This is a genomic window from Streptomyces sp. F001 (assembly GCF_004187715.1).
GTDB lineage: Bacteria > Actinomycetota > Actinomycetes > Streptomycetales > Streptomycetaceae > Streptomyces > Streptomyces flavusporus.
Genome location: NZ_QZWF01000005.1, coordinates 1 through 18914 on the forward strand (window position 1 = coordinate 1; position 18914 = coordinate 18914).

An 18914-nucleotide genomic window follows, 5' to 3' on the forward strand; every position below is an offset into this window, starting at 1 on the left:
GAGCAGCTGACTCTTAATCAGCGGGTCCGGGGTTCGAGTCCCTGGCGGCGCACGACAGTGAAAAGCCCTTCGCGCAGGCGAGGGGCTTTTTGCATGCCGTCGGCCGAAAACTCACACCACTGTGATCTTCACCGTCCACGCCCCCGTCGCCGTACGTCCCTCCACCTCGACGCGGACGGCCTCGCCGGGCACCGTGAAGGTCTCGCCGAGGTCGACCGGGGCGTCCGCGAGGGGCGGATAGACCGAGTTCTCCCAGCAGGCCTCCGTGTGCGGATGGGCGTCGATCACCTGGACCGGGCCGCCGCCGGACTCGGCGCCGCTGTGCACGCGGTAGACGAGGACGCCCTGCCGGCAGGCGCCGTGATCGTTGCCGGACGAGCCGCGCGCCTCGAAGGCGAGGACGCTGTCGGCCCCGGTGCGCACGACCGCCAGCTTGGTTCCCCGGCCCAGCCCGAAGGCCGGGGCGCCCGCTGCGGCCGTCATGGGCATTCCCGGCCCGGCGCCCAGCGGCTCCAGCGTCAGCCGCACCGGCCCGGCGCCCTGCACGCACGTCACCTGGCGCCGCTCCAGCCAGCCCAGCTTCCACTTGTGCCAGCCGAAGAGATCGGGAGCGAGTCCGAACTGGCTGCCCATCAGGTCCCAGTCGCCGACGTGGGTGTCCCAGTCGCCCTTGCCGTCCGCCGGGCGGTGGTAGAGGTCCGGCAGGTCGAAGACATGGCCGGTCTCGTGGGCGAGGACGAGCCGGTCCGGCGGATGGTTCTCGAACACCGTGACGACCCGGCGGATGTCGGTGCCGTCCACCCGCAGGGGGCCGTCCAGGTTGACCACCTTCGTGGCGTCCGAGTCCACGCCGGGCGCGTCCGGATCGGCGACGAGGTAGACGATGTCGTAGCGCGAGAAGTCGACCCGGCCGTCGGCGGCGGCGAGCGCGTCGCGCAGGTAGGCGGCCCGGTGCGGAGCGGACCAGTCGCGCTGTATTCCGTACGCCGTGGACGGCCGGGGCATCCGGATCCAGTGCCGCAGCGGGTGCGGGCGGAGCCGGAACCTGCCGTAGGAGGCGCGGGTGAAGTAGCGGCTGGTGGCCGGGAAGTGGTCGGCGGTCAGCTCTGCGGGGGTGACCGTCGGGTCCGAGTCCGGGAAGGAGAGGAAGACCATCACCGCGTCCAGCGTGCGGGTCGGCCGGGGATAGTCGGCGTTCCAGGTGTCCAGGCCCTCCGAGTGGTGGGCCTCGGTGCGGGTGAGCGCGCAAGGTGCTGCCCAGAGGGGCCCGGCGACCGAGGGGCCGGTGATGAGGGAGGTCGCGGCGAGCGCCGAGAGGGTGGTGAACACGGCCGCGGTGCTGCGCAGTCGGGGACGCGGGAGCAGACGCGGCACGGGGACCTCCGGGTGCGGTTATGGGACACCGCACCCAGATTGTGCGTATTACACGTTGTATGCCCTGTTTGTCTGCATCGGACGAGTGACGGCCGTTCGAGGGAACGGCGGCAGCACCTTCGGAAGTGCTCACGGACCGTCACAACCGGTCCGTCGCCGATGGAACCGGTGCCCTGGCGGGCAGAAACGATCTGTCAGGACGACGAGTGGTTCCGCGTCGGTTCCGGGACACTGGACAGTGGCTGCAAGGGTCCGGGGCGAACCTCTATGATCGGCACACTTTCCTGACCTTTCCTGCCCGGACAGAGATCGAGCAGAGATCGAGCAGATCGAGTGCACTGCGGGAGCGAGCGGTGAGCGGAACGTCCGAAGGGCCGACGCCCGCGGCAGACCTCATCCGGCCGGCCGTCACAGACAGTAGTCAACAAGCGTCTCGTCGTACGAATGGCGAGGTCTCCGACCCGTTGCGGTCGGCCTTCGTCTCCGCCCCACTGGCGATGGCGGTCGTCGACCGCGAGGGCCTGGTCGTCACCGCCAATGACGCGCTGGCCGACCTGCTGGGCACCGACCCCGGGGAACTGGCGGGACGGGTCGCCGCCGATCTGGTGGACCTGGCGTCCGACGCCCGCACCTGGCACGCGTACCGCGAGCTGCTGCGCGGCCGTGAGGCCCGGCTGCGCTGCACCCGGCGCCTGAAACAGCCCGAGGGGCACAGCGTCTGGGTACAGGTCACCGTCTCCCCGCTCCCCCAGGGCACGGACGGTGTGCTGCTGGCCGCCGCCGACATCAGCGCCCGGCGTGAACTCCAGGCCCGGCTACGGCACTTGCAGATGCACGACCCGGTGACCCGGCTGCCCAACCGCACCCTGTTCTTCGAGCGCCTGTCGGCCGCGCTGGACGTGGAGGCGTACGAGCGCGGCGGCACCGGCCGGATCGGCCTGTGCTACCTGGACCTGGACGGCTTCAAGGCGGTCAACGACACCCTCGGCCACCGCGTCGGCGACCGGCTGCTGGCGGCCGTGGCCGAACGCCTGTCGCGCTGCGCGGACGAGGCCGGGTACGGCAGGGCGAGCGCGCCGCTCGTGGCCAGGCTCGGCGGCGACGAATTCGCCCTGCTGGTCGAGGACTCGACGGGCACCGAGCAGCTCGCCGACCTCGCCGAGTCCGCGCTGACGGCCCTTCAGGCCCCGTTCGACCTGGCCGGCCAGCGGCTGTCGCTGTCGGCGTCGATCGGGGTCGTGGAGCGACAGGCGGCCGGGACGACCGCCACCGGTCTGATGCAGGCCGCCGACACGACGCTGTACTGGGCGAAGGCGGACGGCAAGTCCCGCTGGACGCTGTTCGACCCCGAGCGCAACGCGCACCGCATGACCCGTCAGGCGCTCGCCTCCACGCTCCGGCCGGCCATCGACCGCGGCGAGTTCACCCTCGAGTACCAGCCCCTGGTCGGCATGGCGAACGGGCGGCTGAGCGGGGTGGAGGCGCTGGTGCGCTGGAACCACCCGCAGTTCGGGATGCTGACGCCGAATCGGTTCATCGGATTGGCGGAAGAGGACGGCGCGATCGTCCCGCTCGGCCGCTGGGTGCTCGCCACCGCCTGCCGTCAGGCCCGCCGCTGGCAGCTGGAGCATCCCGACGAGCCGCCCATCTTCGTGTCGGTCAACGTGGCCGTGCGCCAGGTCTGGGACTCCGACCTGGTCGAGGACGTGGCGGAGATCCTCGCCGAGACCGGCCTGGAACCGCACCTGCTCCAGCTCGAGCTCACGGAATCCGCGGTGATGGGCTCGGCGGGCCGCCCGCTGCAGGCCCTGCAGGCGCTCAGCGAGATGGGCGTGCGCATCGCCATCGACGACTTCGGCACCGGCTACTCGAACCTGGCGTATCTGAGCCGGCTGCCGGTGTCCGTGCTGAAGCTGGACGGGTCCTTCGTACGGGGATTCCAGTACGAGGACTCCGGGGCCCATCCCAACCCGGCCGACGAGGTCATCGTCGAGGCGATGATCCAGCTGGCCCATCGGCTGGGGCTGACCGTCACCGCGGAGTGCGTGGAGACCTCCGCGCAGGCCGGGCGGCTGCGCCGGATCGGGTGCGACACCGGGCAGGGGTGGCTGTACTCCCGGCCGGTGTCGCCGGATCGCATCTCCGAGCTGCTGGACTGTCCGTCGGACCAGGCGGATCAGACGGGTCAGGCGGTCGGCAACGCGTAGGTGTCGGCGATGAGTTCGTAGGAGCGCAGCCGTACCTCGCCGGTGTGCGCGTTGGCCGTGATCATCAGCTCGTCGGCTCCGGTGCGCTTCTGGAGGTCGTCCAGGCCCGCACGGACCTCGTCGGGGGTGCCATGGATGACGTTGGCGTTCCAGGAGTCGGCGAACTCCTGCTCCAGCGGGCTGAATTCGTACGCCTCGGCCTCCTCGGGAGTGGGGACGAGACCGGGGCGGCCGCTGCGCAGCCGGATCATGTTGAGCGCGGCCGCGCGGACCTGCCGGCGGGCCTCCCGCTCGTCCTCGGCCGCAAGGGCGGAGACGCCGATGAGGGCGTACGGCTCGGCGAGCACCTCGGACGGTTTGAAGGTCTCCCGGTACAGGTCGAGGGCGGGGATCGTGTTCTGCGCCGAGAAGTGGTGCGCGAAGGCGAAGGGCAGGCCGAGCAGGCCGGCCAGCCGGGCGCTGAAGCCGGAGGAGCCCAGCAGCCAGACCGGCGGACGGTGCGGGGACTGGACGCCGCCCGGAGAGGTGGCCTGGACGGGGCCGGGGACGGCGTGGATCCGGCGGTAGGGGTGGCCGTCGGGGAAGTCGTCGTCGAGGAAGCGGGTCAGCTCCGCGAGCTGCTCGGGGAAGGCGTCGGCGACCTCGTGCGGGTTGTCGGTGCGGCGCAGGGCGGCCGCGGTGGCGCCGTCCGTGCCCGGAGCGCGGCCGAGGCCGAGGTCGATCCGGCCAGGGGCCATGGCCTCCAGCGTGCCGAACTGCTCCGCGATCACCAGCGGAGCGTGGTTGGGCAGCATCACGCCGCCCGAGCCGAGCCGGATGCGGTCGGTGTGGGCGGCGAGGTGGGCGAGGATCACGGCGGGGGAGGACGAGGCGACGCCCGGCATGGAGTGGTGCTCGGCGACCCAGTACCGGTGGAAGCCGCGGGACTCCGCGAGGCGGGAGATCGCGACGCTGGTGCGCAGCGCGTCGGTGGCGGTGTGGCCGGCACCCACGGTGACCAGGTCCAGTACGGAGAGGGGCACGGGGGCGGTGCCCTGGCTGGTACCGCGGATGTCGTCTGCCGTCACGGGGGTCCTCCTGTGTGTTGCGCCGGGCTGGGCCTTCCTGGCGTCAACGGACGGTTGTTCCCGTCTATTCCCGTGCATGTATCTTTCCGCAGCTGCCCACACGATCGGGTAAGACTCGGACCTTCGCTGAGGGACTGAGCGCCGTGAGCCAGGAATCCCCCTGCCTCTGGCTGGGGGAGGGTTCAAACCTGGACGATCGGCTCCTTGGTGAACAGGGAGCCGAGCTCCGGCGCGTTCACCCGGCGGTCGGTCAGGCGCAGGGCCTCCCAGACGGTGACCTGGTTGGCCGTGAGGACGGGTTTGGCGAGCTCTTTTTCCAGGGCCGGGATGTGGGCGGCGGTGTGCAGGGCCGTGTCGGGGAGCAGTACCGCCTCCGCGTCGGGGTGGTCGGTCGCGCGGGCCAGGGCGAGCAGCTCCGTCTCCCCCCAGGTGCCGACCTCGGCGGCGGTGACGATGCCGGAAGGGCGGACCGCGACCACCTCCGCACCTCCCGCCCGCAGGAAGTCCGCGAACAGCGACGCCACGTCGTCCGGGTAGGTCGCCCCGACCGCGACCCGGCGCACGCCGAGCTCCTGCACGGCGTGCACGAAGGCGAAGGCGGTCGAGGAGGCCGGCATGCCGGCGCGGTGGGCCAGGGTGCGTACCTGCTCGTGGGCGCCCTCCCAGCCGTACACGAAGCTGCCGCTGGTGCAGGCCCACACCACCGCCTCGGCGCCCGCGAGGCGCAGCTCCTCGACGCCCGCCGCGAGCCGCTCGGCCGAGCCCATCTCGCGCAGCGCATCCACCCGGTGGGCGTCCTCACCGATGTCGGTGTGGACGAGGTCGACCCGGATGTCGCTCCCCAGCAGCTGCTCGATGCGTGGATAGTCGTCCTCGGCGGAGTGGCCCGGGTAGAGAAATCCGAGTGCGGTCATGTCGAGCCTTCCTGCTGTTGCTCTTCTTCGGGCAGGGGTTCGGGCAGTACGGGTTCGGGCTGTACGGAACCGGCACCTGCCCCCGGCAGTACGAGACCGGTGCGTGCCGCCGGGTCGATCAGCGCCTGATACGGCCCCACCGCCCAGGTACCCAGCCGGCGCAGTGCCGCCCACACGGTCACCTGGTTGGCCGAGAGGACCGGCATCCGCAGTTCGGCCTCCAGCTGAGGGATCACGTCGTACGTCGGGAGATTGGTGCACGCGATGAACAGGGCCTCCGCGCCGGCCCCCCGGCACACCGCCTGACGCGCCATGTCGGCCACGGCGCGGTAGGGGACCTTCCAGATGCCCCGCGTCAGCCCCATGAACGCACATCCGGTGACCTTGACGCCCGCCTCGGCCACGTACTTCTCCAGCGACCGGGTGACCGACACGGTGTACGGCGTCACCAGGGCCGCCCGGCGCACGCCCAGCTCCCCGAGCGCCTCCAGCAGGGCGCCCGAGGTGGTGACGGAGGGCACCGCGCCCGCCCGGCTCATCGCCTCGCACATCGCGCGCTCACCGGCGATCCCGCCGACGAAGCTGCCCGAGGTGCAGGCGTAGGCGACGACCTCGGGCGTGTTCGTGTTCAGCGTGCGCACCGCGTCGCCCAGCGTCTCGTGCTCGCTCACCAGGCGCGCCAGGTCGAGACTGACCTCCACCGGCACGAACGGCGTCCGGGTCAGGTGCAGTGACACCTCGTCCGGCACCCAGCGCCACAGCTCCCGGTCCAGCGCGAAGTCGAACGGGGCGACGACACCGACACCGCGCTGTGGGCCTGGTCCGCCGAGAAAGGAGACGTCCATGGCAGGCACCTCCCTCACGCGGGGAAAAGGGGCGAGCAACAGACTGCACACACGCCCGTGTTGACGAAGGTAGGTTCGGGTGCGAGCGTGGTCAAACCTCGCATGTCAGACGGCCGCCACCCCCTCCATTTCGCCCCGAGAAACGGCTTCCGCATGACCGCCGCTCCCCCGTCCACCGGCACTCCCACCCTGCTCGTCCTGGACGCCGATCCGCTCCCCCGCCTCGGGCGTCTCACGGGCCGCGCCAGGATCGAGCACACCGACGAGTCGGGGCTCGCCGAGCGGCTGCCGCACGCCGATGTGCTGCTGGTGTGGGACTTCACCTCGCACGCGGTCCGCAAGGCCTGGCCGGGCGGCGGGCCGCGGCCGCGCTGGGTGCACACGGCGAGCGCGGGTGTGGACCATCTGCTGTGCCCCGAGCTCGTCGCCTCGGACACCGTGGTCACGAACGCGCGCGGCATCTTCGACCAGCCGATCGCCGAGTACGTCGCCGCGCTCGTCCTGGCGATGGCCAAGGATCTGCCCCGCACCTGGGAGCTGCAGCGGGAGCGGGCCTGGCGGCACCGCGAGTCCCGGAAGGTCGCCGGGACCCGGGCCTGTGTCGTCGGCTCCGGCCCGATCGGCCGCGCGATCGCCCGTACGCTCAAGGCGCTGGACATCACGACCGCGCTGGTCGGCCGCACTCCGCGCACCGGTGTCCATGGCCCCGACGACCTGGACCGGCTGCTCTCCCGCGCCGACTGGGTGATCGCGGCCGCGCCGCTGACGGAGCAGACGCGGGGCATGTTCGACGCGCGCCGGTTCGGGGTGATGCAGCCCTCCGCCCGGTTCGTCAACGTCGGGCGCGGGCACCTGGTCGTCGAGGACGCGCTGGCCGAGGCGCTGGCCAAGCGCTGGATCGCGGGCGCCGCGCTGGATGTCTTCACGGACGAACCCCTTCCGGCGGACAGCCCGTTGTGGCAGGCGCCGGGCCTGATCGTGTCCCCGCACATGAGCGGCGACACGGTCGGCTGGCGGGACGAGCTGGGCGCCCAGTTCGTGGAGTTGTACGAGCGATGGGAGGCGGGCAGGCCGCTGCCGAACGTGGTCGACAAGAAGCGCGGATACGTACCCGGACACTGACGCCCCGGGAGGGTGGATGACCCAGCTGACCGAGCTCACCGAACTGACCGCCGTACAACTCGTCGACGGCTACCGCAAGGGCGAGTTCAGCCCCGTGGAGGCGACCCGCGCGGCGCTGGAGCGGGCCGAGCGGATCCAGCCGGAGGTGAACGCCTTCGTCCACCTCACCGCCGAGGACGCCCTCGCCCGGGCAGCTCAGTCGGCGCAGCGCTGGCGGCGCGGGGAGCCGGCCGGAGCGGTGGACGGGGTCCCGGTCACGGTCAAGGACCTGCTGCTGCTGCGCGGCACCCCGACCCTGCGCGGCTCGCGGACCATCGACCCGGAGGGCCGCTGGGACGAGGACGCGCCCTCCGTCGCCCGGCTGCGCGAGGCCGGCGCGGTGTTCCTCGGCAAGACCACGACACCCGAGCACGGCTGGAAGGGCGTCACGGACTCCCCGCTGACCGGGGTGACCCGCAACCCGCACGACCTCTCCCGCACCGCCGGCGGATCGAGCGGGGGCGCGGCGGCGGCCGTGGCGCTCGGCGCGGGGCCGCTGGCGCTGGGCACGGACGGCGGGGGCAGTGTGCGTATCCCGGCGGCGTTCTGCGGGATCTTCGCGCTGAAGCCGACGTACGGCCGGGTCCCGCTCTACCCGGCGAGCGCCTTCGGCACGCTGGCGCATGTGGGGCCGATGACCCGGGACGCCGCCGACGCGGCGCTGCTCCTGGACGTCATCGGTGTACCCGACGAGCGTGACTGGTCGGCGCTCGGCCCGCCGCCCGGTTCCTTCACCGCGGGGCTGCGCGGCGGCGTGCACGGGCTGCGGGTCGCCTACTCGCCCTGCCTGGGCGGCCAGGTCGCGGTGCGTCCGGCCGTCGCGACGACGGTACGGCGGGCGGTGGAGCGGCTCGCCGACCTCGGCGCGTACGTCACGGAGACCGACCCCGACCTCACCGACCCGGTGGACGCCTTCCACACCCTGTGGTTCACCGGGGCGGCCCGGGTGATCCAGCATCTCGGGCCGCATCAGCGGGGTTTGCTCGACCCCGGCCTGCGGGAGATCTGCGCGGCCGGTGAAAGCCTTTCGGCGCTGGACTACCTGGCCGCGGTGGACGTCCGTATGGACCTGGGCCGCCGGATGGGCCGCTTCCACACGTCCTACGACCTGCTCGTCACCCCGACCGTGCCGATCACGGCGTTCGAGGCGGGCGCCGAGGTGCCGAAGGGCTCGGGCCACCGGCGCTGGACGGGGTGGACGCCGTTCACGTACCCGTTCAACATGACGCAGCAGCCGGCCGCGACCGTCCCGGTGGGCACGGACGGCGACGGGCTGCCGGTGGGAATGCAACTGGTGGCCGCCCGCCACCGCGACGACCTCGTGCTGCGCGCGGCCCATGCGCTGTACGAGGCGGGGGTCACGCGCGGCGGAAGCTGAGCGTCTCCCCCGCCGCGCCCGTGCGCCACAGGTCGTTGCACGCCTCCGCCATGGTCTCGAGGCCCTCGACGACCTGGCCCCACACGATGCCCGGCACCCACCCCACGTCCCCGTTGAGGAGGAGGTTGTTGCGCTCGTAGAACAGGGCGAGGTCCACCAGCGTGGTTCCCGCGCGCACCTCGCGGTCGTAGCCGTACGCGCGGGTCCCCAACTCCGAACCGGCGAAGGAGAAGTAGCACAGGTCGCCCGGGATCGGGGTCACCGTCGGGTTCTCCAGCGGCGGTTCGGCGGCGGCGAAGGGCGGGAAGAGCGCGTAGATCTCGTTGCGGGCGTACTTCGCGTGGTAGACGTCACCGGCGAGCGGCAGGGCGTCCCAGACGGCGGCGCAAGTGACCGGGGCGCGGTCGTCGAGGAGCTTCGCGGTGCAGCGGACGTCGCGCTCGGCGAGGGAGAGTTCCACATAACGGTCGGCCATGCCCTGTTCCCTCCCCGGCCGCACGGGTCTCGTACCCACCCACCCTCGGAAACGGGCCGGTCACGCTCCGGTCACCGTTGCATCACATCGCACGGCGGTCCTGCATACCCACCGCGGATCGGGCAGGCGCCTCCACTGGCCGCGGCCGCATGTCAGGCACGACTCTGGAGGTTGCACGTCCATGACCGAGTTCCCGAACCTGTCCCGCAGGGGCTTCCTCACCAGAACCGCGGCCGTCGGCGGCCTGTTGACCGTCCCCGGACTCCTCGCCGCGTGCAGCAAGACCGACACCGGCAGCTCCGGCGAGGGCTCGACCCTGGACAAGCTCAAGGAGCAGGGCTACGTACGGGTGGCCTACGCCAACGAGGCCCCCTACGGCTACGAGGAGGGCGGGAAGCTCAAGGGCGAGGCGCCCACTCTGCACCGGGAGATCTTCAAGGCCCTCGGCGTGGACGAACTGCGGCCGACCTTCTCCGAGTGGGACGGTCTGATCCCCGGGCTGCAGGCCGGCAAGTACGACGTGATCAGCGCCGGCATGGCGATCATCCCGGAGCGCTGTGAGCGGGCGCTGTTCTCGGAGCCGGAGTTCATCTCGCCCACCGCGCTGATGGTGAAGAAGGGCAACCCCCAGAACCTGACCGACCTGGCGTCGGTGAAGAAGGCCGGGGCGACCCTCGGTGTGATGTCGGGTGCGGTCGAGAAGAACTACGCCACCGGCGCCGGTATCGCCGACGGCGACATCAAGACGCTGCAGAAGCCGCAGGACGGCGCGGACGCGGTCAAGGGCGGACGGATCGACGCGTTCCTGCTCACCGGGATCTCCCTGAACTGGCTCGCCAAGAACAACTCGGGCCTGGAGGTCACCGACTCGTTCATCCCGGAGCTCGACGGCGTCAAGCAGTACAGCCCGGGCGGTGCCGTCTTCCGCCAGGGCAGCGAGGACCTGCGGGACGCCTTCAACCGGGAGCTGAAGAAGATCACTTCGGATCCGGACCGCTATGTGCAGCTGATCGGCGAGTACGGCTTCGGCAAGGACACCATTCCGCCGGCGGGCCTGAAGACCGCCGACCTGTGCAAGGGCTGACGGGACCCGGCTGCCCATGGGTGACTTCTTCACATACTTCTTCGACCATCTGCCGGACGTCTGGTCCGGGCTGGGCACGACACTGGCGGCGACGGTCCTCGGCTCGGCCGTGGCGCTCGCCCTGGCGTTCGTGTTCGGCTTCATGGCGCGCAGCGGGTCCGTGCTCGTGCGGGGGGTGTCACGGGTCGTCGTGGAGTTCTTCCGCGGCACCTCGCTGTACGTCCAGCTGTTCTGGCTGTACTACGCGTTTCCGCTCCTGTTCGGATACGAACTGACCCCGCTGTTCTGCGGCGTCGTGGCGTTCGGCATGAACTACGGGGCGTACGGCTCCGAGGTCGTGCGCGGTGCGCTGAACGCCGTACCGAAGGCGCAGTGGGAGGCGGCCGTCGCGCTGAACATGACACCGGCGCAGCGGATGCGCCGGGTGATCCTGCCGCAGGCGTGGGTGCAGATGATCCCGTCGTTCACCAACCTGCTGATCCAGCTGCTGAAGTGCACACCGCTGCTCTGGCTGATCTCGGCCGCCGACCTGACGACCGTGGTCCAGCAGATGCGGGACCGCACGGGCGAGACGACCTGGGCGTATCTGACGCTGCTGGTGATGTACTTCGTCCTCGCCTACGTGCTGACGCTGCTGATGAACGCCCTCGAGCGGCACGCCAAGGCCCGGCTGGGGCAGCACACCGGCGTGCGCGGGCTGCTGCGCAGCCGTAGTGCGCAGCCCGCCGAGGCGGCCGGGACGAGCGCGGGAGGCTCCCTGTGAACTACAACTGGGACTGGGCCTCCGTCGGCGACTCGCTGCCGCTGCTGTGGGAGGGCTTCAAGACCACGCTGCTGGCCACGGTGCTCGGCACCCTGGTGGCCGCCGTGCTCGGGCTGATCGTCGCGATGGCCGGGCGGGCGCCCAGCCGGCTGGTGACGGTGCCGGTGCGGGCGGTCACCGAGTTCGTCCGGTCCACCCCGCTGCTGGTGCAGCTGGCCGGCGCGTACGCGGTGTTCAACACGGTCGAGCCGCTGACCATCGGTATCACGGTGCTCGGCATCCACTACGCCTCGTACCTGTCGGAGGTGTACCGGGCGGGCATCGACGCCGTACCGAAGGGCCAGTGGGAGGCCTGCCGGGCGCTGTCGATGTCGCCGCGCCGCACCTGGCAGGCCGTGATCCTGCCGCAGGCGGTGCGCAACGTCCTGCCCGCGCTGGGCAACTACGCGATTTCCATGTTCAAGGAGACCCCCTTCCTGGCCGTCATCACGGTCTCGGAGATGGTCGCCGAGGCCCGGGAGTACGGCGCGACCCACTTCGTCTACGCCGAGACCTTCACGCTCGCGGGCCTGATCTTCCTGGCGGCGAGCTACCCGACCTCGCTGCTGATGAGAAAGCTGGAGAAGCGCCTTGGCCACTGATCCCCTGCAGAAGACCGGTCCCGAGCCGTCCGTGGCCGACACCGCCGCACCGGGCCACCTGGTGGTGTTCGACCAGGTGGTCAAGCGGTACGGCGACCATGTGGTCCTCGACCACCTGGGCTTCACCGTCGACCGCGGACAGCACGTCACCCTGATCGGCCCCAGCGGCTCCGGCAAGACCACCATCCTGCGGCTGCTGATGACGCTGGAGCAGGTCAGCGATGGCGTGATCATGGTGGACGGGCAGTCCCTGACCCATATGCCGGGACCGAACGGCTCCCTCAGGCCCGCCAACGAGAAGCACCAGCGGGAGATCCGCAAGAAGATCGGGATGGTCTTCCAGCAGTTCAACCTGTTCCCGAACATGAACGTGCTGCAGAACATCACCGAGGCCCCGGTCAACGTGCTCGGCCTCGACCGCGCCGAGGCCGAGGAACGCGCCCGGGACCTGCTGCAGCTGGTGGGCCTGGAGGAGAAGGCCACCGCGCATCCGACGCAGCTGTCCGGCGGTCAGCAGCAGCGGGTGGCGATCGCCCGCGCGCTGGCCATGCGGCCGGAGATCCTGCTGCTGGACGAGGTGACCTCGGCGCTGGACCCGGAGCTGGTGCACGGCGTTCTCGATGTGCTCAGGGACATCGCGCACACCACGGACATCACCCTGCTCTGCGTGACCCACGAGATGAACTTCGCCCGGGACATCTCGGACCGGGTCATGATGTTCGACAAGGGCAAGGTCATCGAGTCCGGCACCCCGGAGAAGATCTTCGGCGATCCGGACCACGAGCGGACCAGGGAGTTCCTCGGAGCGGTGCTCTGAGGAGACTGCCATTGGCATATGCCAGCCACCTACGCCCCTGCTGAGAGGGTCGCAATCTGGTCAACTACCGCTCGCTACCAGCCCCTTGGCGGCTATCGTGGAGGGGATCCGCCGTCCGGACTTACGGCCAGACAGTAAGCGCAGGGGGGATACACCGTGGCGCTGACGCACGAGCCGACCGCGCCGTACCACTCGGCTCAGGACGCCCTGCGCGTCCTGGAGACGGTGGCACGGCACACCTCCGGTGTCACCGACACCGAGATAGCCCGCCACACCGGCCTCGGCGCGGAGCGGCTCACCGGCCTCCTGCGGATGCTGCGCCGCGAGGGCTACGTCGAGCAGGTCACCGACGGCGCGTATGTGACAGGCGTCGCCCTCGCCCGCCTCGGCTCCGCCCAGAACCACGAGGAAGCCCTGCGCGAACAGCTCCAGCGGGCCCTCGACCGACTGCGCGACTCCGTCGGCGCCGCCGTCTACATCAGCCGGTACGTCGACGGAGAGGTCAGGGTCACCCAGTACGCGGACGGCCCCACCACCCCGGCGGTCAACGAGTGGGTCGACTTCCGCTACTCCGCCCATGCCACGGCGGTCGGCAAGAGCCTGCTCGGCCAGCTCGACCACAACGGCCGTCGCGAGCACCTCTCCCGGCACAAGATGGCCCGTCTCACCTCGCGCACCATCACCAGCGACAAGCTGCTGCTGTCCCGGCTGGAGGCCCAGCCGCCCACGGTGCCCGTGCTTGACCTGCAGGAATACGCGGTCGGCACGGTCTGCGCAGCCGTCCCGATCACGGCCGGCTCCGCTGTGGGCTGCCTGGCCCTGTCCCTGCCCGTCGAGCGCGCCCACCGGCTGCGCGAGGCCGCGGACACCCTGAACCGCAACGCGGCGCCGGTCCTGCTGTCGCTGGCGATATAGGCGATACAGGCGCCGGCCACTGGTTCGGAGCACCCCTTCGGACCAGGTAGTATTTTCTATGTCGCCGACCGCGAGAGCGGACGGCGGGAGTCATGCGCCGCTAGCTCAGTTGGTTAGAGCAGCTGACTCTTAATCAGCGGGTCCGGGGTTCGAGTCCCTGGCGGCGCACGATGACGATGGCGGGTCCTGTTCGCAGAAAGCGCGAACAGGACCCGCCATCGTCGTTTCCGCCCGGCCGCGCCGCGCGTTCAGACATGGAGGACCGTGCTGAACGAGGCCATGAAGCCGACGCAGAACACGACGATCACCCCGAGGAACGCCAGGACTCCCAGCGTGCCCGCCGCGTTCCTGACCGGGCTCGGCCGACGGGCCGTGGCGACGAGCTCCCGGCCCTCCGCGTAGTACACGGTCACGATGTCGCCCTCGACGACCGTCGCCGGGCCGTCCTCCTCCTCGAACCTGATCAGGCGGCCGTCGCGGGCCGTGAACTCGTACACGTGGTGCAGCGTCGTACGCACGGAGGTGTCATGACTGCCGCCCTGCGTCGTCGTGAACATCCGCAGACAGCGCGCCTCGGCCGTCAGGCCGCTGGTCCAGGCGCTCCTGAGCTGCAGCGAGCGGCGCACCACGCGGTACGCCATGAAGAGGGCCACGCCCATGATCAGTCCGGGCACGACATAGAACAGCGCGACCATCACACTCCCCCGAGGTCAGTACGCCGGCCCGGTCCGGCCGGCGTGGGAGGAACCTACCCACGCCGGCCGTGCCGTTGGCTCAAGGGAGCCTCAGAGATGCTCGGGGATCAGAAGGTGACGTCCGAGCAGGCGTAGAACGCGTTGGCCGTGTCGGCGATCGTCCACACCGCGACGATCACATGCCGACCGCTGAGCCCGGACGGCAGCGTGCCGCTGTGCGAGAGGGTCTGCGGCGGGCGCTGACCGCCGTAGGGAACCGTGAGGAACGGGGTCAGGTTGAGGTCGGAGCGGGCCAGGTTGTGGTTCTGGTTCCAGCCCGGCTTGGTGATGTAGTACTTGAAGTCGGTCGTGGCGTGCATGGCGGTGAACTGCCAGCGGAAGGTGTAGCTCTGACCGCCGTTCACCTGGGTGGCGGGCCAGGCGGCGCCGGACGGTGTCCTCGGTGCGCTGAGCTGGGCGAACTGGCTCAGTCCTGCGTTGCATATCTGCCCGTCGGCCGGGCCGGCGGCCGGGAAGCCCTTCGGGCCCTCGACGCTCTGCGGCTCCCACTGGATGGGGCCGCAGTTGGTCACCGTGCCGTTCTGGCAGAGCTTCTGCCGGCTGATGGGCAGGTCGGTGTAGCCGTGGCCGCTGGCGCCGCCGGAGGAGAGCACGAGGGCGCCGGTGGTCGCCAGACCTACCATCGCGGCGGACAACTTGGTCTTTTTGCGCATACTGCCGCTCCTGGAGAACGTGGGGGAAGTTCAGCGAGCTTGCAGGTCTAGACCAAGTCTGAGCGTATTGCCGTTAGTTGGATGTGTCCATATCCAAAGACGTGTCCATATCAAATACGTGTCCATACCCATCACGGACCTGTTTCTCCCCGCCCCGCGCAGAACGCCACCGTCAAGTCCTTGACCAGCACCTTGCGTTCGTAGTCGTCCAGCTCCACCAGCCCGCGCATGGTCAGCCGCGTCACCGTGTCCTCCACCGAGTCGACCACCGACGTCAGCACGCTCGCCCGGTGCTGCGCGTCCAGCGCGGCGATCCGGCGGCGGTGCATCGCGGCGGCGACCTCAGGGGCGTACTCGATCCGCACCGGCTGCACCGAGAAGATCTCCAGCCCGACCGGCGCCACGTCCGCCGCCACCAGCCGGGTCAGTGCGTCCGTGGCCGCCTCCACGCCGGCCCGCGCACCGGCCGGCATCTCCACCGGCACCCGCAGGAGCTCCGCCTCCACGCACTCGCGCAGATACGTCTCGTGGTCCTCCACGCCCAGCACGGCCCGCGCGGTGTCCCGCACCCGCCACACCACCAGAACCACCACCCGCAGCGCCGCCCCGCTCCGGTCGGCCGCGGGCATCGGCTCGCTGCGCCAGTGCCGCAGCCGTACGTCGGCCCGGCGGCGCAGCAGCAGCGGATTGACCCACATCAGGCCGGTACGCCGGACGGTCCCCCGGTAGCGGCCGAACAGATCGAGCACCCAGGCCCGCCCGGTGCGCCCCCGGGACAGTCCCCCGAAGCCGAACAGGCCGAGCGCCCCGGCCCCGGCGTACCCCGCCCACTGCGCCGGCCCGAGCCCGACCCCCGCGAACGCCGGCAGCCCCAGCGCCTGCGCCGCGAACGGCGGCAGCGTGCCCGCCCACCAGGAGGTGACCGCGCACCCGGCCAGCCCGACGGCACCGGCGAGCACCCCGACCGCCCCGGGCAGCGCCCGCGCGGGCCGTTCCACCAGGTCGAGGTCGATCCGTGCCACCGGGCGGGCCTTCGCGGGCGCCGGGCGGCGCAGCCGCGGCTGCTCGCCGGTGCCCTGGCGTCGGTTCACCACGGTCGGCCTGAGCGGCACGGACACCGGGTCGGGGTCGTCGCGGAACAGCAGATGGACGGGGATCTCGGTGGTCGTCTCGTTCTGGATCACCCGGGCGGGCCGGGCCGGGACCCCGTCGGCGCCGCCGGACCCGGGCGGCTGGGGAGTGGTCGCGGTCATATGTGCCTCCAGCCTCCGCGCCAGATGCGTCAGAACAGGTGGTGCAGCAGGTGGTACAGGTGGTCAGGAAAAGAGCCGCCGCCAGGTCTCCGGCCCCGGGTAGCCGTCCGCCGCGCCGCCCCGCCAGCCCTGGGAGCGCTGGAAGGCCTCGACGTTCCGCCGGTCCGCCTCGCCCCAACGCGGTCCCGGCCCGGTGCCGGCGTAGTGCTTGCCGAACCCTTTCCTCACGAGCTGTTTCCCGAGCAGCGTGACGTGCGCGTTGTCCGCCCCCGGCCGGAACATGCCCCGGCCGGGGTAGGCCGGGACCCGCGAGGCGGGCGCGAGCGGACCGGCCGCTCCGGCGTGGACGGCCCTGCCCTCCTCCTTGGTGCCCTGCGGTACGGCGGTGCCCTGCGGTACGGCGGTCTCCTGCGGGGCGGTGGTGTCCTGCGGCGCCGCGGTCTCCTCCACACCGGCCACGTCCGCCTTGACGCCCTTATAGCGATAGGGGACATAACGGTCGGAGTTGGTCCAGTAGGCGTACGGCGTGGTCTGCCTGCGGGCGTGCGGGCGGGTCGACTCGTAGGCGATGTAGTACGTGTGGGTGTAGTCCGTCCAGCCGCCGAAAAGGACCACGTGCGAGCCGTTCTGCGGGTTGGCCGGGTTGTGGAACAGCAGCATGTCGCCGGGCTGGAGTTCCTCCTTGGTGATCCGCACCCCGAACTCGTGGAGGGAGCCGGTCCACTCGTTTCCCGGCAGCTTCCAGGCCATCGAGACAAAGCCCGAGCAGTCCTGCCGGTAACCGTCGGTCCAGTAGTCGGTCATGCTGTACGGCACTTTCTCCGCGACCCATTTCTTGGCGCGGTTGATGATCTCCGCGCGGGTGATCTCGGGCAGCGGGACGGCACCCGCCGGCTTGGCCGGTGTCCCGCCCGGCCCGTACAGCGGGGCTCTGTCGCCCTGGGGGGTGGCAGGCGCTTCACCTGCGGGAACGCCGGGTCGATGGGGGCGTGGGGGACGGCCAGGGCGGGGACGGTATGACTCACGCCGAGTGCCGCCGAGGCCATGGCGGCGACGGCCAGCGCGCGGGTTGCGGCCGGGCGGCCGGCGGTGGAATGCGGCGATACATGGGGGACGCGGCGCCAGTGGGCGCAGCCGGGGCAGTCGCAGTCGCTCGTGGGATCGAATTCCTCGAATACCGGAGGCTCCATGCGATTCCCCTCACACTCCAGATGGAAATGTCCAGGCCGGTGCACGTTGATCAGTTTCACAACTGTCTTCCGGGTGCGCATGTTGACGGTCCGAACGATGTACAGGGCCCCTGGAGGGCCGGGGCCGGCCCCGCTTCCGTGGTCCGGAGCACCCCGGAAGGTCATGTAGAGTTAACGACGTCAGCACGCGCCGCTAGCTCAGTTGGTTAGAGCAGCTGACTCTTAATCAGCGGGTCCGGGGTTCGAGTCCCTGGCGGCGCACGATGTCGATGGCGAGGCATGTTCGCAGAAAGCGCGAACCGCCTCGCCATCGTCGTTTCTGCGCGGCTGCGCCTCGCACAGTGGAGGCTCCGCCACCCACACCCCCTCTCCGCCGGCTGCCGTGACCGCGGGCCCAGAAGCGAACGCCGGGTCCCCGCACCGACCGGAAGGCCTCTCGCCACAGCGAGGGGCCTTTTGCGTGACCGGAAGCGGGGCCTCCCCTCATTTGGCCGGTTACCCTCTGGCCATGGCAGCGCGTGACCTCCATGAGAGGATCAAGAAGCTCATCGTCGACCGCCGGCTGACCTCCGGGTCCCCGCTGCCGACCGAGCCCGAGCTGATGGAGTTCCTCGGCGCGAGCCGGAACTCGGTGCGGGAGGCCCTGAAGGGGCTCCAGGCGATGGGGATCGTGGAGATACGGCACGGCTTCGGCACCTACGTCGGCCGGATGTCGTTCGCCCCGATGATCGAGGGCCTCGCGTTCCGCACGGTCGCCGGGCACTACCGCGGGGAGGACTCCCTGCTTCAGCTGCTCGAGCTGCGCGAGGCGGTGGAGACGGGACTGGTCTCCCGGCTCGCGGGCCGGCTCCCGCAGGCGGACCTCGTTGAACTGGACGCCCTCGTGGACCGTATGGATGGGCAGGCCGCACAGGGCGCCGGTCTCGCCGAGACCGACCGTGCCTTTCACGCCACCCTCTACCAGGGGCTGGACAACGTGCTGCTGAGCGAGGTGCTCGAGGCGTTCTGGGACGCCTTCCACCGGGTGAGCAGGGATCTCGTGGAGGTGCCGCAGGACCCGAGGGTCACCTGCCGGCAGCACCGGGAGATCCTGGACGCGGTGCGGTCCGGTGACTCGATCCGAGCGGAGGAAGCCATAAGGGATCACTTCGGCAACATTCGTGCACGACTGGTCTCAAGCGCACCAACGGACGCCAACTTGCGTCCCAATGAGCGCGTATAGCCGGTAAATACCGTGTATCGCATCTTGCGATCATGCTGAACGGCGTAGAACCCTGGTTTGCAAGAGGCTGCGGATACGCGCCATTTGGGGGGCACGAAACCGGTTGCCGGTGCTGCGGGGAGAGGGGCCCCGTTCGTGAAGCGATGCCGAGGGGGGGCATCATGCAACCGGAACGTCGTAGTTCCATGTCTATAGAGTGT

The 18914-nt window shown here is 70.7% G+C and carries 17 protein-coding genes, 2 tRNA genes and 1 pseudogene; 11 read left to right on the plus strand and 9 right to left on the minus strand.

The features are described from left to right. Positions 1-111: 111 nt before the first annotated feature. Positions 112-1374 (minus strand): M6 family metalloprotease domain-containing protein, encoded by a 1263-nt coding sequence (locus StrepF001_RS20100; RefSeq protein ID WP_129799636.1) that lies wholly within the window; start codon positions 1372-1374, stop codon positions 112-114. 353 nt (positions 1375-1727) lie between these two features. Here StrepF001_RS20100 and StrepF001_RS20105 point away from each other — a divergent pair, with 353 nt between their 5' ends. Next, positions 1728-3581, plus strand: a complete 1854-nt coding sequence (locus tag StrepF001_RS20105) for an EAL domain-containing protein (protein ID WP_129799637.1) — start codon at positions 1728-1730, stop codon at positions 3579-3581. Here StrepF001_RS20105 and StrepF001_RS20110 read toward each other — a convergent pair. The 3 genes from StrepF001_RS20110 to StrepF001_RS20120 all read right to left on the minus strand — a co-directional run bounded on the left by StrepF001_RS20110 (position 3560) and on the right by StrepF001_RS20120 (position 6407). Continuing rightward, positions 3560-4648: an LLM class flavin-dependent oxidoreductase gene (locus StrepF001_RS20110; protein ID WP_240797593.1), complete on the minus strand. Its 1089-nt coding sequence runs from the start codon at positions 4646-4648 to the stop codon at positions 3560-3562. The two genes, StrepF001_RS20105 and StrepF001_RS20110, sit on opposite strands and share 22 nt — an antisense overlap. Positions 4649-4830: 182 nt before the next feature. After that, complete coding sequence (locus StrepF001_RS20115; RefSeq protein WP_129799639.1) at positions 4831-5562, minus strand: aspartate/glutamate racemase family protein; 732 nt, start codon at positions 5560-5562, stop codon at positions 4831-4833. Continuing rightward, positions 5559-6407 carry an aspartate/glutamate racemase family protein gene (locus StrepF001_RS20120; protein WP_129799640.1) on the minus strand — a complete coding sequence of 283 codons (849 nt, stop codon included), beginning with the start codon at positions 6405-6407 and terminating at the stop codon, positions 5559-5561. Before StrepF001_RS20120 ends, StrepF001_RS20115 begins: the two co-directional genes overlap by 4 nt. A 153-nt stretch (positions 6408-6560) precedes the next feature. Here StrepF001_RS20120 and StrepF001_RS20125 point away from each other — a divergent pair, with 153 nt between their 5' ends. Further along, positions 6561-7529: a D-2-hydroxyacid dehydrogenase gene (locus StrepF001_RS20125; protein WP_129799641.1), complete on the plus strand. Its 969-nt coding sequence runs from the start codon at positions 6561-6563 to the stop codon at positions 7527-7529. Positions 7530-7554: 25 nt separating this feature from the next. Continuing rightward, complete coding sequence (locus StrepF001_RS20130; protein WP_129800063.1) at positions 7555-8946, plus strand: amidase; 1392 nt, start codon at positions 7555-7557, stop codon at positions 8944-8946. Here StrepF001_RS20130 and StrepF001_RS20135 read toward each other — a convergent pair. Further along, entirely contained in the window at positions 8927-9421 is a 495-nt protein-coding gene (locus tag StrepF001_RS20135) for a DUF3830 family protein (RefSeq protein ID WP_129799642.1), read from the minus strand. The genes StrepF001_RS20130 and StrepF001_RS20135 overlap by 20 nt on opposite strands. A 181-nt stretch (positions 9422-9602) precedes the next feature. On the opposite strand from StrepF001_RS20135, the gene ehuB reads away from it, so the two are divergent. The 6 genes from ehuB (at position 9603) to StrepF001_RS20165 (ending at position 13809) form a co-directional block, all read left to right on the plus strand. Continuing rightward, a complete protein-coding gene (ehuB, locus tag StrepF001_RS20140) occupies positions 9603-10505 on the plus strand; it encodes an ectoine/hydroxyectoine ABC transporter substrate-binding protein EhuB (RefSeq protein WP_129799643.1) in 903 nt (300 codons plus the stop codon). Positions 10506-10521: 16 nt separating this feature from the next. Next, a complete protein-coding gene (gene ehuC / locus StrepF001_RS20145; protein WP_129799644.1) occupies positions 10522-11268 on the plus strand; it encodes an ectoine/hydroxyectoine ABC transporter permease subunit EhuC in 747 nt (248 codons plus the stop codon). Beyond that, positions 11265-11909 carry an ectoine/hydroxyectoine ABC transporter permease subunit EhuD gene (gene ehuD / locus StrepF001_RS20150; protein WP_129799645.1) on the plus strand — a complete coding sequence of 215 codons (645 nt, stop codon included), beginning with the start codon at positions 11265-11267 and terminating at the stop codon, positions 11907-11909. Before ehuC ends, ehuD begins: the two co-directional genes overlap by 4 nt. Positions 11910-11913: 4 nt before the next feature. After that, positions 11914-12726: an ectoine/hydroxyectoine ABC transporter ATP-binding protein EhuA gene (gene ehuA / locus StrepF001_RS20155; RefSeq protein ID WP_240797626.1), complete on the plus strand. Its 813-nt coding sequence runs from the start codon at positions 11914-11916 to the stop codon at positions 12724-12726. Positions 12727-12882: 156 nt separating this feature from the next. Then, positions 12883-13641, plus strand: a complete 759-nt coding sequence (locus tag StrepF001_RS20160; RefSeq protein ID WP_129799647.1) for an IclR family transcriptional regulator C-terminal domain-containing protein — start codon at positions 12883-12885, stop codon at positions 13639-13641. Positions 13642-13735: 94 nt separating this feature from the next. After that, positions 13736-13809, plus strand: a tRNA-Lys gene (locus StrepF001_RS20165). An 80-nt stretch (positions 13810-13889) separates the two neighbouring features. Here StrepF001_RS20165 and StrepF001_RS20170 read toward each other — a convergent pair. From StrepF001_RS20170 to StrepF001_RS20185, 4 genes and pseudogenes are all read right to left on the minus strand, one after another. Then, positions 13890-14336 (minus strand): DUF3592 domain-containing protein, encoded by a 447-nt coding sequence (locus StrepF001_RS20170; RefSeq protein WP_129799648.1) that lies wholly within the window; start codon positions 14334-14336, stop codon positions 13890-13892. Positions 14337-14443: 107 nt separating this feature from the next. Next, positions 14444-15049, minus strand: coding sequence for a lytic polysaccharide monooxygenase (locus tag StrepF001_RS20175; protein WP_129799649.1), 606 nt, complete (start codon positions 15047-15049; stop codon positions 14444-14446). A gap of 131 nt (positions 15050-15180) precedes the next feature. Beyond that, positions 15181-16302: an SPFH domain-containing protein gene (locus tag StrepF001_RS20180; RefSeq protein ID WP_129799650.1), complete on the minus strand. Its 1122-nt coding sequence runs from the start codon at positions 16300-16302 to the stop codon at positions 15181-15183. Positions 16303-16365: 63 nt separating this feature from the next. Continuing rightward, positions 16366-17492, minus strand: a pseudogene (locus StrepF001_RS20185) (peptidoglycan-binding protein). Positions 17493-17679: 187 nt separating this feature from the next. Between StrepF001_RS20185 and StrepF001_RS20190 the strand changes: the two are divergent. Beyond that, positions 17680-17753 (plus strand) — tRNA-Lys (locus StrepF001_RS20190). A gap of 247 nt (positions 17754-18000) precedes the next feature. Further along, positions 18001-18714 carry a FadR/GntR family transcriptional regulator gene (locus tag StrepF001_RS20195; protein WP_129799652.1) on the plus strand — a complete coding sequence of 238 codons (714 nt, stop codon included), beginning with the start codon at positions 18001-18003 and terminating at the stop codon, positions 18712-18714. The last annotated feature ends 200 nt before the right edge of the window (positions 18715-18914 follow it).

What these genes read in the sequence shown, in the direction of transcription:
- StrepF001_RS20180 (WP_129799650.1), bottom strand. Translation starts at nt 16,302, where the DNA reads ATGACCGCGACCACTCCCCAGCCGCCCGGGTCCGGCGGCGCCGACGGG.
- StrepF001_RS20175 (WP_129799649.1), bottom strand. Translation starts at nt 15,049, where the DNA reads ATGCGCAAAAAGACCAAGTTGTCCGCCGCGATGGTAGGTCTGGCGACC.
- ehuB (WP_129799643.1), top strand. Translation starts at nt 9,603, where the DNA reads ATGACCGAGTTCCCGAACCTGTCCCGCAGGGGCTTCCTCACCAGAACC.
- StrepF001_RS20125 (WP_129799641.1), top strand. Translation starts at nt 6,561, where the DNA reads ATGACCGCCGCTCCCCCGTCCACCGGCACTCCCACCCTGCTCGTCCTG.
- StrepF001_RS20115 (WP_129799639.1), bottom strand. Translation starts at nt 5,562, where the DNA reads ATGACCGCACTCGGATTTCTCTACCCGGGCCACTCCGCCGAGGACGAC.
- StrepF001_RS20170 (WP_129799648.1), bottom strand. Translation starts at nt 14,336, where the DNA reads ATGGTCGCGCTGTTCTATGTCGTGCCCGGACTGATCATGGGCGTGGCC.
- StrepF001_RS20120 (WP_129799640.1), bottom strand. Translation starts at nt 6,407, where the DNA reads ATGGACGTCTCCTTTCTCGGCGGACCAGGCCCACAGCGCGGTGTCGGT.
- StrepF001_RS20135 (WP_129799642.1), bottom strand. Translation starts at nt 9,421, where the DNA reads ATGGCCGACCGTTATGTGGAACTCTCCCTCGCCGAGCGCGACGTCCGC.
- ehuC (WP_129799644.1), top strand. Translation starts at nt 10,522, where the DNA reads ATGGGTGACTTCTTCACATACTTCTTCGACCATCTGCCGGACGTCTGG.
- StrepF001_RS20195 (WP_129799652.1), top strand. Translation starts at nt 18,001, where the DNA reads ATGGCAGCGCGTGACCTCCATGAGAGGATCAAGAAGCTCATCGTCGAC.